A 15,004-nucleotide genomic window follows, 5' to 3' on the forward strand; every position below is an offset into this window, starting at 1 on the left:
CCCGGCCCGCCCGTCCGCAAACCCGGGGTGGGTGTGGCGTCACCGCCACGGGGTGGCAATCATGCCCGGGTGACGAACGGACGGCGGGCCATCGGGCTCGACATCGGAGGAACGAAGGTCGCCGGAGCGATCGTGGGCGAGGATGGCACGGTCCACGCCGAGCTGCGGCGCAACACCCCGGACACGTCCGATGCGGACACGATGACCACCCTCTTGCGGGAGATGGTCGAGGAGCTGCGCGGCGGCACCGAGGGCGCGGACGTCTGCGCGATCGGCGTCGGTGCCGCGGGGACCGTGGAGTGGCCTGTCGGCCGGATCCGCTGGGCACCCAACAACAACTACGAGAACTGGGACGTGCGCGGCCTGCTGGAGGCCTCGTGCGGGCTGCCGGTGGTCGTCGACAACGACGGCAACGTCGCCGGGCTGGCCGAGGCCCGGCTCGGCGGGACCCGCAACGACGACATGGTGCTGCTGACCGTCGGCACCGGCATCGGCGCGGGGATCGTGCTCGACGGGAAGATCTACCGCGGCCCGCACGGGCTCGGCGCCGAGGTCGGGCACATGAACGTCAACCCGGACGGCCCGAAGTGCGGCTGCGGCAACCACGGCTGCCTGGAGGCCGTCGCGTCCGGGACCGCGTTGACCCGGATGGGGCGCAGCGCCGCCCTGCACGACCCGCGGGGCATGATCGCGACCCTGGCCGAGGAGGCCGGCGGCGAGGTCACCGGCCAGCACGTGACCATGGCCGCGATGGCGGGCGACAGCACGGCGGCGTCGCTGTTCCAGCGGCTCGGACGGTCGCTGGGGATCGGCATCGCCAGCATCAACGCGATCTTCGAGTTCGAGGTCGTGCTGATCGGCGGCGGACTCGTCGACGCGGGCGAGCTCCTGCTCGAACCGGCCCGCCGGGCGGCCCGCGAGTTCCACTACGGACCGCCCGAGGTCCGCCCGATCCCGCCGGTGCTGCCCGCCACCTACAAGGGTGACGCCGGGAAGATCGGTGCGGGACTGCTGGCACTCGAGGAGACCTGATCTCGCTCCGCGACCGGACCGGGGCGCGACTACCCTCGGACGGGTGACACTCCTGCTCGGACCGGTGCTGCGGCACGTCGACGAGACCAGCGCCCTGGTCTGGGTGCAGACCTCCGGCCCGTGCCGCGTCTCGGTGCTCGGCTGCGACGCCGAGACCTTCGAGGTGGCGGGCCACCACTTCGCCCTGGTGCAGGTGACCGGGCTGACGCCGGACACCCGCACCGCCTACGAGGTCCACCTCGACGGCGAGCGGGTCTGGCCGCTGCCGCACTCGCCGTTCCCGCCGAGCCTGATCACGACGCGCGGCGCGGATTCCGAGGCCCACCAGCGGATCGTGTTCGGCTCCTGCCGCTACGTGAAGCTCGCCGACCCGAAGCAGGCCCGCCGGTACGGCCTCGACGCACTCGACGTCTACGCCGGCCGGATGGCCGGGCTGCCCCCGGAGACCTGGCCGACCACGCTGCTGCTGCTCGGCGACCAGGTCTACGCCGACGAGCTCACCCCGCAGACCCGGCGGCGGATCGCCGGGCGCCGGGAGCAGCACCCGGACTGGCCCGACGACGAGATCGTCGGCTTCGACGAGTACTCGGGCCTCTACCGCGACACCTGGTCGGACCCCGAGGTGCGGTGGATGCTGTCGACCGTCCCCACCGCGATGATCTTCGACGACCACGACGTCCGCGACGATTGGAACACCTCCGGCGCGTGGCGCGAGCAGATCGCCCGCAAGCCCTGGTGGTCCGAGCGCATCCGCTCCGGCCTGGCCTCGTACTGGGTCCACCAGCACCTGGGCAACCTCTCCCCCGCCGAGCTGGCCGCCGACCGGACCTGGCAGGAGGTGCAGGCCGCCGACGGCGACGTCTGGCCGCTGCTGTCGCAGCGGGCCGCCCGCTGGGACGTCGAGACCGGCACCGGCGACGCCCGCGGCAAGGACGAACGCTTCTCCTTCTGCTGGGAGCTGGGCCGTACCCGGCTGATCGTCCTGGACTCCCGCAACGGGCGGATCGTCGAGTCCACGCCGCGACGGATGGTCTCCGACGCCGAGTTCGAGTGGATCCGGGCGAAGGCGCTCGCCCCCGGCGACGTGGACCACCTCGTGCTGGGCACCTCGGTGCCCTGGCTGATGCCGCAGGTCATCTCCGATCTGGAGGCCGCGACCGAGAAGGGCGCGGACGGCTCCGGCCGGGTCGCGGCGGTCGCCGAGTGGGCCCGCCAGGAGGCCGACCTGGAGCACTGGCCCGCCTTCGGGCACTCCTTCGCCCGGCTCGCCGAGCTGATCCGCGAGGCGTGCCGCCCGCGTGGCGGGGACGCACCGCCCGCCACGGTGTCGGTGCTGTCGGGCGACGTCCACCACTCCTACGCCGCCGTCGCCGACGTGCACACCCACTCACCCGGAGACCGGCCGGGCCGCGGCCCGGAGGGCACCCGGGTCCATCAGCTGACCTGCTCCCCGGTGCACAACGTGGTCCCCGCGGTGATGCGGGTGATGTTCCGGATCACCTGGTCGCGGCTGCTGGGCAGGCTGACGACCCGCTGGACCCGCCGCACCGGGGCCGGCAGCGCGGGTGTGGCCTGGGAGCGGACGGCGGGCCCGCTGTTCGGCAACCTCGTCGCGACCCTGGAGACCGACGGGCGACGGGCGTCGTGCCGGTTCGAGCGGCCCCGCTCGGCCGCGGTGCTCGACACCGCGGCCGAGGTCGTGCTGACCCCGCAGTCGCCGCCCGCCGCGGCGCAGCAGCGCGCGGGGACGGTCCCGGCGGGCTGAGCGCGGCGCCGGCACCGCTGTCCCCCCGCCCCGCCCGCGCAGGCGCGTGACCGGTCCCGCTCAGAATCCGGTGCGGGCCAGCCACCCCGTCCAGACGCCGGCGTCGCCGAGGACCTGGAGGCGGTCGTCGTCGGCGGGGATCCGGCGGGTGACGCCCTGGAGCAGGTCGGCGGCGGTGCCGCGGACGGCGGCGTCGCCCTTGCCGTGCCCGTGCTCCCAGACGACCCGTCCGCCCGCGCCGCGGACCATCCACTCCCCCGCCCCGTCCGGGACGTCGTCGGTGGCGTGCAGGTGCAGCGTGGCGCCGTCGGCCAGCGGCGGCTCGTCGGCGGCGGGGCGGGCCGCGAGCAGACCCAGCCACTCCGAGACCCCGTCGGCGGCCACCTGCGGGTCGATCGGGAACGGCGCCCCGAGCGCGACGGCGGCGTCGGCGCGGTGCACCGTCGCCTCGTGCAGCCGCCGCCGCACCCACCACGCCGAGGGCCGCGGCCCGGTGAAGGTCCACACCGGCGCGGTCGGCCCCGCCGCGACGACGGCGTCGAGCAGCTCGGTCGCGCCGTCGCGCAGCCACTGCGCCGCCACCTCCGGGCCGCCCTCGGGCGGCTTGCCCCCGGGCACCTCGCGCGGGTCGAGGGCCTCGGTCGCACCGGTGGCGACCATCCGGGCCGCCCACCGGTGCCCGCGCCCGACGTGGCGGAGCAGCTGCAGCAGCGACCAGCCGGGGCAGGTCGGGACGGGGGTGGCCGGGTCGGCCGTCGCCAGCAGCGCGGCGAGCCGGTCGTTCTCGGCGAGCAGGACGGCGGCATACGGGTCGACGGCGGTGCGCTCCGGTGTCGTGGTCATGAATTCGTACCCCCGGTCGCGGAACATGTGGGTGGGTTGCGGCGAGTCGTGCATGACGGTCGCCCGATTCGGGTAGGCATGGATCATGCCGCCTCATCGCGACTGGACGCGACGGGGCGCGGGGCGGGCGCTGCTGTACTGGCCGTTGACGGCATTCCTGTTGGTGGCCGCGTTCCCCGCGTACTCCGTGGTGCTGGTCATCGCCTCCGGGATCCTGCTGCCCACCCTCGGCCTCGTCGCGGGCCTGGCCGGGAAGCGCTGGCGGGCGCGCAAGCTCGCCCGGGCGCGTCGTGCGCTGTCCGACGTCGTGGACACCACCCCGAGCGCCGAGGACGGCTCCGTCCCCCACGAGGACGGGTCCGACGCGACCGGTCCGGGGGCCGCCTGGCCGACCGGCCGGCACGCACGGCGGACCCGCGAGCAGGCAGCTCCGGCCGCCGAGGAGCCCGCGGCACGCGACGCGGCCTGACCCGCACCGCACGACCCGCTGTGACGCTCGCCGACTTCCTTGTACGTCCAATACTAGGATGTCAAACTAAACCGGCCGGGACACCGCCGTCCGCCCGGCGGGAGGAACGTCGCCGATGAGCACGGAGATGAGCACGGGCACGAACGCCCAGGCCGAGCTGCACGTCCCCACGCATCCGGTCCGTTTCGTGACCGCGGCCAGCCTGTTCGACGGGCACGACGCCGCCATCAACATCATGCGCCGGATCCTGCAGCGCCAGGGAGCCGAGGTGATCCACCTCGGCCACAACCGCTCGGTCGACGAGGTCGTGACTGCCGCGATCCAGGAGGACGTGCAGGGCGGCGCGATCTCGTCCTACCAGGGCGGGCACGTCGAGTACTTCTCCTACCTGGTCGAGCTGCTGCGCGAGCGCGGCGCCGGCCACATCAGGGTCTACGGCGGGGGCGGCGGCGTGATCGTCCCCGAGGAGATCGAGCTGCTGCACTCCCGCGGCGTCTCCCGGATCTTCTCCCCCGAGGACGGCCAGCACCTGGGCCTCCCCGGGATGATCAACATCATGATCCGCGAGTGCGACACCGACCTCGCGGCCCAGCCGCCGTCGTCGTTCGACGGGCTGTTCTCCGGGGAGACCGCCACGCTGGCGCGGGCGCTGACCCTCGCCGAGTGCGGAACGCTGCCCGCGGAGGTCCGCGAGCGCGTCGCCGCGTCCGAGCGGCCCGTCCCGGTCCTCGGCATCACCGGCACCGGTGGTTCCGGCAAGTCCTCGTTGACCGACGAGCTGGTGCGCCGCTTCCGGCTCGACCAGGAGGACAAGCTCCGCATCGCGGTGCTCGCCGTCGACCCGACCCGGCGCAAGGGCGGCGGTGCGCTGCTCGGCGACCGCATCCGGATGAACGCGCTGTCGTCCGGGTCCGCCGGCGCCGGAGGCGGTCACAGCCCGGTGTTCTTCCGCAGCCTCGCCACCCGCGGCGGCGACGGCGGCTCGCTGCCCGAGCGCCTCGGCGACACCATCGCGGTGCTGCGCGCGGCCGGGTTCGACCTGGTCGTCGTCGAGACCCCGGGCATCGGCCAGGGCGACGCGGGGATCGTCCCGTTCGTCGACCACTCGCTGTACGTGATGACGCCGGAGTTCGGCGCCGCATCGCAGCTCGAGAAGATCGACATGCTGGACTTCGCCGACGTCGTCGCGATCAACAAGTTCGAGCGCCGCGGCGACGAGGACGCCCGGCGCGACGTCGGCCGCCAGCTGGTGCGCAACCGCGAGGAGTTCGGCGCGACCTGGGAGGACATGCCGGTCTTCGGCACCTCGGCCGCCACCTTCAACGACGACGGCGTCACCGCGCTCTACCAGCACCTGCTGGGCCTGCTGGCCGAGGACGGGCTGGCCGTCGGCGAGGGCAGGCTCCCCCGCGTCACGACCAAGACATCCAGCCACCACGCCGCGGTCATCCCGCCGGACCGGGTCCGCTACCTCGCCGAGATCTCCCAGGCCGTGCGCGGCTACCACGCCGACACCGAGTCCCACGCGCAGGCGGCCCGCACCGCCCAGCACCTGCGCACCGCCGCCGAGCTGGTCGGCGGTGACGACCTGGCGCAGGCGCTCCGCACCGCCGAGAAGAAGGTCCCGGCCGAGTCCGCCGAGCTGCTGGCGGCCTGGCCGTCGCGGGTCGCGGACTACTCCGGCGACGAGTACGTCTACACCGTGCGCGACAAGGAGTTCCGCACGAAGCTGACCAAGGAGACGCTGTCCGGCAGCAAGGTCCGCCGGGTCGCGCTGCCCCGCTTCGACGACGACGCGGCGCTCCTGCGCTTCCTGCGCAAGGAGAACCTGCCGGGCTTCTACCCGTTCACCGCCGGGGTCTTCCCGTTCAAGCGCGAGGGCGAGGACCCGGCGCGCATGTTCGCCGGCGAGGGCGACCCGTTCCGCACCAACCGACGGTTCAAGTACCTCTCCCAGGACTCCGACGCCAAGCGCCTGTCGACGGCCTTCGACTCGGTCACCCTCTACGGCCACGACCCCGACACCCGCCCCGACATCTACGGCAAGGTCGGCACCTCGGGCGTCTCGATCGCGACGCTGGACGACCTCAAGGCCCTCTACGACGGCTTCGACCTCTGCTCACCGACCACCTCGGTGTCGATGACGATCAACGGCCCGGCGCCGACGATCCTCGCCTACTTCCTCAACACCGCGATCGACCAGCAGGTCGAGCGGTTCCGCGACGAGCAGGGCCGCGAGCCCGACGCGGGGGAACGCGAGGAGCTCGTCGCCTACGCGCTGGCGAACGTCCGCGGCACGGTGCAGGCCGACATCCTCAAGGAGGACCAGGGCCAGAACACCTGCATCTTCTCCACCGAGTTCTCGCTGCGGATGATGGCCGACATCCAGGAGTGGTTCATCGCGCACAAGGTGCGCAACTTCTACTCCGTCTCGATCTCCGGCTACCACATCGCCGAGGCCGGGGCGAACCCCATCAGCCAGCTCGCCTTCACCCTCGCGAACGGGTTCACCTTCGTCGAGAGCTACCTGGCGCGCGGCATGGAGGTCGACGACTTCGCACCGAACCTGTCGTTCTTCTTCTCCAACGGGATGGACGCCGAGTACACGGTGATCGGCCGGGTCGCCCGCCGCATCTGGGCGATCGCGATGAAGGAGCGCTACGGGGCGAACGAGCGCTCGCAGAAGCTGAAGTACCACGTCCAGACCTCCGGGCGGTCCCTGCACGCGCAGGAGATGAACTTCAACGACATCCGCACCACGCTCCAGGCGCTCTGCGCGCTCTACGACAACGCGAACTCCCTGCACACCAACGCCTACGACGAGGCGGTCACCACGCCGTCGCAGGAGTCGGTGCGCCGCGCGATGGCCATCCAGATGATCATCAACAAGGAGTGGGGCCTGTCGCTGAACGAGAACCCGCTGCAGGGCTCGTTCGTCGTCGACGAGCTCACCGATCTCGTGGAGGAGGCGGTGCTGCGCGAGTTCGAGTCGATCGCCGAGCGCGGCGGTGTGCTGGGCGCGATGGAGACCGGCTACCAGCGTGGCCGGATCCAGGACGAGTCGATGCTCTACGAGCACCGCAAGCACACCGGTGAGCTGCCGATCGTCGGCGTCAACACCTTCCTGAAGCCGGCCGACCCGGACGAGCAGCCCCAGGAGATCGAGCTGGCCCGTGCCACCGAGGCCGAGAAGCAGTCCCAGCTCGACCGGCTCGCGGACTTCCAGTCCCGGCACCGCACGGAGGCCGAGCAGGCGCTGCGGCGGCTCCAGGACGTCGCGACCGGCGACGGCAACGTGTTCGACGAGCTGATGAAGGCCGCACGGGTGTGCTCGCTGGGTCAGCTGACGACGGCGTTCTTCGAGGTCGGCGGGCAGTACCGGCGGAACATGTGAGGTCGGGGCGGGCCGGGTGAGCCCGGCCCGCCCCACCGGGGTCGCGCCCCCGCTGCCGCGGGGGCGTGCCTCTCACCAGCGGCCGCGCCGGTTCGGGATCCGCGCGGCGGCCAGGCCGACGGCGGCGAGCGCCACCGCCAGCACCCCGTAGGCGGTCCCCGCGGCGAGTCCCGGGTCGTCGGCGGCGGTGACGGCGGCGGTCAGCACCGACACCGCCGCGATCCCGCCCATCTGCCGGAACATGATGCGCAGCCCGGACACCGCGGCCACCTCGTCGGGCACCAGGTGCATGCCGGCGTTGTTGGCGGCCGGGCCGGACAGGCCCGTGCCCAGCCCGAGCAGGGTGGACCCGGCCAGCAGCCACACCGTGGGCCCACCGAACAGGGGCGTCACCGCGGTGACCACCAGCCCGGCGACGACGGCGACCAGCCCGCCGAGCAGCAGCGGCCGGAACCCGAGCCGGCGCAGCAGCGCCACCGCGACCGCCGAGGTGACGATGGTGCCGATCGCGCGGCCGGTGAGCAGCGCCCCGGCGACGAACGCGGGCAGGTCGTAGCGGACCTGGGCGTAGAGCGGCAGGGTCGCCGAGAACCCGATCACCACGGCGCCGAAGACGACGTTGGTGACGTTCATGATCCCCAGACCGCGTCCGGCGAGCAGGTGCACGGGGACGACCGCGTCGGGCCGCCGCCGGGCGTGCCGGACGAACACCGCACCCGCCACCAGTGCGACCACGCCGGCCAGGACGGTCCAGCCCGGCCCGGACGCGGGCGAGCCGAGCCGGGTGATGGTCAGCATCGTGGCGAGCAGGGTCAGGACGAGCAGTGCGATGCCGGCGGCGTCGATCCGGGCGGTGCGCCGGTGCGGCGGGTCGTCGACCAGCGCCAGCCCGACCGCGACGAGCAGGATCCCGATCGGCACGTTCACCAGGAAGATGCCGTGCCAGGTCCAGGTGGTGAGCACCAGCCCGCCGACCAGTGGTCCGAGGATCGCGCCGATCGGGAAGACGCTGGTGAACAGGGCGAGCGCCCGGTCCCGGTCACGGCCGAACTGGTGGGCGACGATCCCGTTGGCGGCCGGCAGCATCACGCCGCCCGCGAGGCCCTGCACCAGCCGGCAGGCGATGAGCACGCCGATCGAGGGGCTGAGCGCGCTCAGCGCGGACATCACCGTGAACGCGGTGACCCCGGCCAGGAACATCCGGCGGCCGCCGAAGCGGTCGGAGAGCCACCCGCCCAGCGGCAGCGCGAGGATCTGTCCGACGGCGGCGACGGTCACCACCCAGCCGGTCCAGGCCAGGTCGGCGCCGAGGTCGCCGCTGATCGTGGTCAGCGCGGTGGCGACCGACGTGCCGTCGAGGGAGAACATCAGCAGCGCCAGGCCGACGACGGCGAACACCGGCACCCGGCGGGGCAGCGGGTCGTCGCCGGGCAGGCCGGCGGAGCCGTCCCCGGGCGGGCGGTGGGTGTCGTGGGCGGCGTCGGTCACGTGGTGGGCACACCTGTCTTCCCGGAGGAAACGGACATGATGTGCTTACCACAAGCTAATCACCTCGGACGGGGCGGCCAGCTCGCGATCACCCTGGCCTGCCCGGCGTCAGCGGCGGGAGCGGTTGCGGCGACGGCCGCGGTTCCAGCCGCCGAGGATGCCGATCGCCTCGACGAACGACTCGGCGGCCTTGGAGAGCTTGCGTCCGGCCTTCCGCATCGGGTTCCTCCGAAAGTTCCGTGGTGCTGGGGGCGAGACCCCACCGTGACAGACCGCGACGGGCCGCGAACACGGGGGCGCTGCTCCGCAGGGGTGGCGGACCGGGCGGCACCACTCCCCCGCTGCGGGTGTCCACCACCCGCTCGGACGACCACGACTCGGCGTGTCGGGTGGCGACGGCACGGACGGAGCAGCGCCGCGGCCGCTGCGACGCCTCACTGGTCCAGGTGGGCAGAAGCGCGTGTCACACCGCGGGCGCCGGGGTCCGGCGCAGCACGAGCGCCAGCGCCAGCGCGCCCAGCAGCAGCACGCTGACGTAGCCGGTCACCCCGGCCCAGCCTGCGTGGTCGTAGGCGACCCCACCGAGGGCGCCGCCGATGCTGGACCCGGCGTAGTAGCCGACCAGGTACAGCGACGAGGCCTGGGCCGGCACCGCCCCCGGCAGCATCGCCGAGCGGCGCCCCACCCAGGAGCTGGCGACCGAGTGCGCCCCGAAGAAGCCGACGGTGACCATCAGCAGCCCCGCGAGGGTGGTGGGCAGCAGATCGGGCAGGGTCACCCAGATCCCGGCGAGGGCGAGCAGCGTCGCCACCCACAGCACGGGGCGGCGCCCGAACCGGTCCCCCAGGCGTCCGGCAGCGGTGGAGGCCCAGCTGCCGGCGAGGTAGCCGAGGAACACCAGCCCGACGAGGGTGCCGGGCAGCGAGAACGGCGGGGCCAGCAGCCGGAAGCCGAGATAGTTGTAGACGGTCACGAACGCGCCCATCAGCAGGAACGCCATCCCGAACAGGCACAGCAGACCCCGGTCGGTGAGGTGGCGACGCAGCGGCCCGCCGAGGTCGCGCAGCCGGGTGCGGGCCGGGGCGGGCGCCGTCGCGGGCGGCAGGAGCAGCCGGAAGGCGACGGTCGCGAGCACCGAGACCACACCGACCGCGGCGAGGCCCGCCCGCCAGCCGCCGAGCTCGGCGACCCACGACGCGACGAGCCGCCCGGACAGCCCGCCGAGGGTGTTGCCGGCGATGAGCAGCCCGACCGCACCGCCGAGGTGCCGCGGGGCCACCTCGTGGGTGACGTGGGCCATCGACAGCGCGGGCAGTGCCGCGAGGGCGATCCCCTGCAGCCCGCGCACCACGACGAGGGTCTCGAACGTGGGCGCCAGCGGGGCGAGCAGCGCGAGCACCGCCGACGCCGCGAGTGCCCAGGTCATGACCCGCGCCCGCCCCCAGGACTCGGTGAGCGCGGACAGCGGCAGCACGGCCAGGGCGAGCGTGCCAGTGGTCGCCGACAGCACGAAGCTGGCCGTGGACGAGGAGACGCCGAACTCCGCCGAGAGCGTCGGCAGCAGCCCCTGCACGCTGTAGACCAGCACGAACGTCGCCAGACCGGACAGCCACAGGGCGATGCCGAGCCGCCGGTAGCCGGGCGTGCCGCGCTCGTGCAGCGGGGCGGTCCGGGTGGCGGTCGGGGCTGGCAGGTGCGCGGTCGTTGTCATCGCATACGACCGTAGGCACTGTCGATGCATGCGTCCAATGCATGCATCGACGCCGTATCATTCACTCATGCATGAGTCGTTGGCGCCGGCGCTGCACCGGTTCGTCGCGGTCGCGCGCGACGGTCACCTCACCCGCGCCGCGGAGCGGATCGGGGTCCCGCAGCCCACGCTGTCCCGGGCGATCGCCCGGCTGGAGGACGAGCTGGGCGTCGCGCTGTTCCGGCGGGCCGGGCGCGGGCTGGCCCTGACCGTGGCCGGGCGCACGCTGCTGCCGCGGGCCGAGGCCGCGCTGGCCGAGCTCGCCGCGGGCGTGGCCGAGGTCGCGGGCGACGCCGACCCGGTGACCGGCCGGGTCGCACTCGGCTTCCTCGGGACGATGGGCACCACCGCCGTGCCGGGCATCCTGCGGGAGTTCCGGGAGCACCACCCGCGGGTGCGGATCGAGCTGGTGCAGGTGCCGCACGCCGCGCTGCTGGAACGGGTCCGCGACGGCCGGGTCGACCTGGCGCTGACCTCCCCGATGCCCGACGAGCCGGGGCTCGTCGCGACCCCGCTGGCCGAGGAGGAACTGCTGCTGGCGGTGCCGTCCGGGCATCGGCTGGCGGGCGCGGACTCCGCGGATCTCACCGAGGTCGCCGACGACCCGTTCCTGCTGTTCGCCCGCGGCTACGGGCTCCAGGGCGTGGTGGAGTCGTGGTGCGCGCAGGCCGGGTTCCGCCCGCGGCGGGCGTTCGAGGGTGGGGAGACGGCGACACTACGCGGCCTGGTCGGGGCCGGGCTGGGCGTCGCGCTGCTCCCGGCCGGGCCGGATGTGCCGGGCGTGGTGCAGGTGCCGGTGCGCAGCCCGCACACGGTCCGGACGCTGGGGATGGTGCACGCGGCCGACCAGCGGCCGACCGCACCGGTGCGGGACCTGCGGGCCTTCGTCGTCCGGTACGGGCCGCGCTGGCTGGTGCCGACCGGCTGAGCCGGCGCCGCGGGCCCGACCGGAACGCCCGGGCCGACCGCCGTCCCCGGCCGGTCGACGCCCGCCGGGTTACGGTCGGCACCATGACTGCGGGAGTGGGGGCACCGGTCGACGACGAGGGCCGCGAGGTCGGTGTCCCGGGCACCGTGCGGCGGGTCGTGTCGATCGTGCCGTCGCTGACCGAGGCGCTGGAGGCGACCGCGCCCGGCATCGTGGTCGGCGCGACGGACTGGTGCACCCACCCCGCCGACCTCCGTGCGGAACGGGTCCGCGGGACGAAGAACCCCGACATCGAGCGGATCGTCGCGCTGGCGCCGGACCTCGTCGTCGCCAACCAGGAGGAGAACCGGCTCCCCGATCTGGACGCGCTGCGCGCCGCGGGGCTCCCGGTGTACGTGACCGACATCCGCGACGTCGACGGCGGGCTCGACTCGCTGGGGCGGATGCTGGCCGCGTGCGGGCTGGACGAGCCGGGCTGGCTGCGCGAGGCCCGTGCGCTGTGGGCGGCGGTCGAACCCGCCCGCGACCGTCGCCGGGCCGTGGTCCCGATCTGGCGCAGGCCCTGGATGGCGGTCGGCTCGGACACCTTCACCGGTGCCGTGCTGGACCGGCTCGGCGTCGACAACGTCCTGGCCGACTCCCCGGAGCGCTATCCCCGCTTCGACCCCGCCGACCTGCCCGACCACGATCTCGTCGTGCTGCCCGACGAGCCGTACCTGTTCACCGCCGAGGACGGCCCCGAGGCGTTCGACGCGCCGTCGGTGCTGGTCAGCGGGCGGCTGCTGACCTGGTACGGCCCGAGTCTGCTGGAGGCGGCGCGGGAGCTGCCCGGCGCGCTGGCGGGCGCGGGCCGACCGGCCCGCTGACCCGGCCCGGCGTCGGTACGGTCGAGCCCATGGCGACCGTCGACGAGGATCTGCTGACCACGCTCATCGCGCGACTCGACCTGGACGCGAAGGTCCGGCTGCTGACCGGGGCCGACTTCTGGTCCACCCCGGCGGAGCCCGCGATCGGGCTGCGCCGGATGGTGCTGTCCGACGGTCCGTCGGGCGTGCGCGGGGAGAGTTTCGACGAGCGGTCCCCGTCGCTGTCGCTGCCGTCGTCGACGGCCCTGGGGGCGACCTGGGACCCGGAGCTCGCCCGCCGCTACGGCTCGACCCTGGGCGCCGAGGCCCGCCGGCAGCACGCCGACGTCGTCCTCGGGCCGACGATCAACCTGCACCGCACCCCGTTCGGCGGCCGCCACTTCGAGGCGCTGTCGGAGGACCCGCTGCTGACCGGGGAGCTCGCCGCCGCGTACGTGGAGGGGCTGCAGGCGCACGGGGTCGCCGCGACACCGAAGCACTACGTCGCCAACGACGCCGAGTCCGAGCGCTTCACCGTGGACAACGCCGTCGGCGAGCGGGCGCTGCACGAGCTGTACCTGGCCGCGTTCGAACCGGCCGTCACCCGGGGCGGGGCCTGGGCGGTCATGTCCGCCTACAACGCGGTCAACGGGGCGACGATGAGCGAGAACCCGCTGCTCGCCGAGCCGCTCACCGGCGAGTGGGGCTTCGACGGGCTCGTGATGTCGGACTGGGGCGCGGTGCGCACCACCGTCGCCTCGGCGCGCGCCGAGCAGCACCTGGTGATGCCCGGCCCGGTGAGCACCTGGGGCGAGCGGCTGGTGGCGGCGGTGCGCGACGGCGAGGTCGAGGAGTCGGTCGTGGACGGCAAGCTGCGCCGGCTGCTGCGCCTGGCCGCCCGAGTCGGTGCGCTCGACGGGGCACCGACCCCGCCCCCCGCCCCGGCCCCCGGGGACGGCGCCACCGTGGCCCGCGAGCTCGCCGCTGCGGGCAGTGTCCTGGTCCGCAACACCGGCGAGCTGCCGTGGGACGCCTCGTCGCTCGGGACGGTCGCGGTCCTCGGGCACAACGCCGCGCTGGCCCGCACCCAGGGCGGCGGGAGCGCCACGGTCCGGCCCGCCGCGGTCGTCGCGCCGCTCGACGGGCTGCGCACGGCACTCGGCGGGGACCGCGTGCGGTACCGGCTGGGCGCGCAGGTCGCCGAGGGGGTGCAGCCCTTCGACCCGGCGACGGTCACCGACCCGGTGACCGGGGAGCCCGGCCTGCGCGCGGTGTTCCGCGCCGCGGACGGCACCGCGCTGCGCAGCGAGCACCGGCTCGGGGCCTCGCTGATCTGGATGGGCGGAGAGATCCCCGGCGGCGCCGAGACCGTCGAGGTGTCGACGCGGTGGTCACCCGAGCCCGGGGCGCACCGGATCGGGGCCGCCGCCGTCGGGCACGTGGCGGTGAGCGCCGACGGAGCGACCGTGCTCGATACCGAGGCCGTCCTGACCGGCGACGAGGGACCGGGCGCGGCGATCTTCGAGGCGCCGTCGGTGACCGCGGAGATCACCACCGACGCGCCCGTCGACCTGGTGTTCCGGTTCCGCCCCTCCGGCGGTGAGGCCGGGATGGCGCTGTTCGCGCTGACCGTCGGGACCGAGACCGTCGTCGCCGACCCTCGGGCCGAGGTGGCGGCGGCGGCCGCGCTGGCGGCGGACTGCGACGTCGCGGTCGTGGTCGTCGGGACGAACGACCGGATCGAGAGCGAGGGCTTCGACCGCACCTCGCTCACGCTGCCGGGCCACCAGGACGACCTGGTCCGGGCGGTCGCCGCGGCCAACCCGCGCACCGTGGTGGTGGTCAACTCCGGGGCGCCGGTGCTGCTGCCCTGGCGCGACGAGGTGGCCGCGGTGCTGCTCGGCTGGTTCGGCGGCGAGCGGTTCGGCGACGCCGTCGCCGACGTGCTGCTCGGCCACGCCGAGCCGGGCGGGCGGCTGCCGACCACGTGGCCCGCCACCGGCGAGGAGCGCTCGGTGCTGTCCGGGCGCCCGACCGACGGCGTCCTGCGCTACGACGAGGGCGTCCACCTCGGGCACCGCAACTGGCTGCGCCACGGCGAGACGCCGGCGTACCCGTTCGGGCACGGGCTGGGCTACACCACCTGGATCCTCGACGACGCCGTCGCCGGGCCCTGGTCGGCCGACGGCGTCGCGGTGACGGTCGCCCTGACCAACACCGGCGACCGGGCGGGCCGCCAGGTCGTGCAGGCCTACCTGTCCCGGACCGGCTCCGACGTCGAACGCCCCGCCCGCTGGCTGGCCGGCTGGGCCGTCGTCGACGCCGCCCCCGGCACGACGACGGCCACCGTGACGGTGTCGCGGCGCGCGTTCCGCCACCGCGCGGGCGGGGTGTGGGCGACCGAGCCGGGCACCTACGAGCTGCACCTGGGGTTCTCGGTCGCCGACACCCCGCTGCACGCGACGGTGGAGGTCGTCGGCGAGGGCTGAG

General features: G+C 74.4%; 10 protein-coding genes. 7 read left to right on the forward strand and 3 right to left on the reverse strand.

What is annotated here, in order from left to right; translation table 11 throughout:
• The first annotated feature begins 69 nt into the window (after nucleotides 1-69).
• Nucleotides 70-1,032 (forward strand): ROK family protein, encoded by a 963-nt coding sequence (locus KPL59_RS29625; RefSeq protein ID WP_020626789.1) that lies wholly within the window; start codon nucleotides 70-72, stop codon nucleotides 1,030-1,032.
• Nucleotides 1,033-1,075: 43 nt separating this feature from the next.
• Complete coding sequence (locus tag KPL59_RS29630) at nucleotides 1,076-2,797, forward strand: alkaline phosphatase D family protein (RefSeq protein ID WP_226362729.1); 1,722 nt, start codon at nucleotides 1,076-1,078, stop codon at nucleotides 2,795-2,797.
• A gap of 60 nt (nucleotides 2,798-2,857) precedes the next feature.
• Here the strand turns inward: KPL59_RS29630 and KPL59_RS29635 are convergent, their stop codons facing one another.
• Complete coding sequence (locus KPL59_RS29635; RefSeq protein WP_075313068.1) at nucleotides 2,858-3,640, reverse strand: maleylpyruvate isomerase family mycothiol-dependent enzyme; 783 nt, start codon at nucleotides 3,638-3,640, stop codon at nucleotides 2,858-2,860.
• Nucleotides 3,641-3,725: 85 nt separating this feature from the next.
• Here KPL59_RS29635 and KPL59_RS29640 point away from each other — a divergent pair, with 85 nt between their 5' ends.
• Nucleotides 3,726-4,109, forward strand: a complete 384-nt coding sequence (locus KPL59_RS29640; protein WP_226362730.1) for a hypothetical protein — start codon at nucleotides 3,726-3,728, stop codon at nucleotides 4,107-4,109.
• A 127-nt stretch (nucleotides 4,110-4,236) separates the two neighbouring features.
• The gene (gene icmF, locus KPL59_RS29645) at nucleotides 4,237-7,503 is read left to right on the forward strand and encodes a fused isobutyryl-CoA mutase/GTPase IcmF (protein ID WP_226362731.1); all 3,267 of its coding nucleotides are present in this window, start codon (nucleotides 4,237-4,239) and stop codon (nucleotides 7,501-7,503) included.
• Between the two features lie 72 nt (nucleotides 7,504-7,575).
• Here icmF and KPL59_RS29650 read toward each other — a convergent pair whose 3' ends face one another.
• Nucleotides 7,576-8,991, reverse strand: a complete 1,416-nt coding sequence (locus KPL59_RS29650; protein WP_226362732.1) for an MFS transporter — start codon at nucleotides 8,989-8,991, stop codon at nucleotides 7,576-7,578.
• Nucleotides 8,992-9,454: 463 nt separating this feature from the next.
• Complete coding sequence (locus KPL59_RS29655) at nucleotides 9,455-10,702, reverse strand: MFS transporter (protein WP_226362733.1); 1,248 nt, start codon at nucleotides 10,700-10,702, stop codon at nucleotides 9,455-9,457.
• Nucleotides 10,703-10,769: 67 nt separating this feature from the next.
• On the opposite strand from KPL59_RS29655, the gene KPL59_RS29660 reads away from it, so the two are divergent.
• The 3 genes from KPL59_RS29660 (at nucleotide 10,770) to KPL59_RS29670 (ending at nucleotide 15,003) form a co-directional block, all read left to right on the forward strand.
• Nucleotides 10,770-11,669 (forward strand): LysR family transcriptional regulator, encoded by a 900-nt coding sequence (locus KPL59_RS29660; protein WP_226353536.1) that lies wholly within the window; start codon nucleotides 10,770-10,772, stop codon nucleotides 11,667-11,669.
• Between the two features lie 83 nt (nucleotides 11,670-11,752).
• The gene (locus tag KPL59_RS29665) at nucleotides 11,753-12,535 is read left to right on the forward strand and encodes a helical backbone metal receptor (protein ID WP_226353535.1); all 783 of its coding nucleotides are present in this window, start codon (nucleotides 11,753-11,755) and stop codon (nucleotides 12,533-12,535) included.
• Nucleotides 12,536-12,564: 29 nt separating this feature from the next.
• On the forward strand, nucleotides 12,565-15,003 hold the full coding sequence (locus KPL59_RS29670; protein WP_226362734.1) for a glycoside hydrolase family 3 C-terminal domain-containing protein: 2,439 nt from the start codon (nucleotides 12,565-12,567) through the stop codon (nucleotides 15,001-15,003).
• The last annotated feature ends 1 nt before the right edge of the window (nucleotide 15,004 follow it).

This window comes from Pseudonocardia sp. ICBG1142, from assembly GCF_020496255.1.
Lineage (GTDB): Bacteria > Actinomycetota > Actinomycetes > Mycobacteriales > Pseudonocardiaceae > Pseudonocardia.

Excerpts from the sequence above, each read along its gene's own strand:
- KPL59_RS29635 (WP_075313068.1), bottom strand. The coding sequence starts at position 3,640 with ATGACCACGACACCGGAGCGCACCGCCGTCGACCCGTATGCCGCCGTC.
- KPL59_RS29640 (WP_226362730.1), top strand. The coding sequence starts at position 3,726 with ATGCCGCCTCATCGCGACTGGACGCGACGGGGCGCGGGGCGGGCGCTG.
- icmF (WP_226362731.1), top strand. The coding sequence starts at position 4,237 with ATGAGCACGGGCACGAACGCCCAGGCCGAGCTGCACGTCCCCACGCAT.
- KPL59_RS29655 (WP_226362733.1), bottom strand. The coding sequence starts at position 10,702 with ATGACAACGACCGCGCACCTGCCAGCCCCGACCGCCACCCGGACCGCC.
- KPL59_RS29660 (WP_226353536.1), top strand. The coding sequence starts at position 10,770 with ATGCATGAGTCGTTGGCGCCGGCGCTGCACCGGTTCGTCGCGGTCGCG.
- KPL59_RS29665 (WP_226353535.1), top strand. The coding sequence starts at position 11,753 with ATGACTGCGGGAGTGGGGGCACCGGTCGACGACGAGGGCCGCGAGGTC.
- KPL59_RS29670 (WP_226362734.1), top strand. The coding sequence starts at position 12,565 with ATGGCGACCGTCGACGAGGATCTGCTGACCACGCTCATCGCGCGACTC.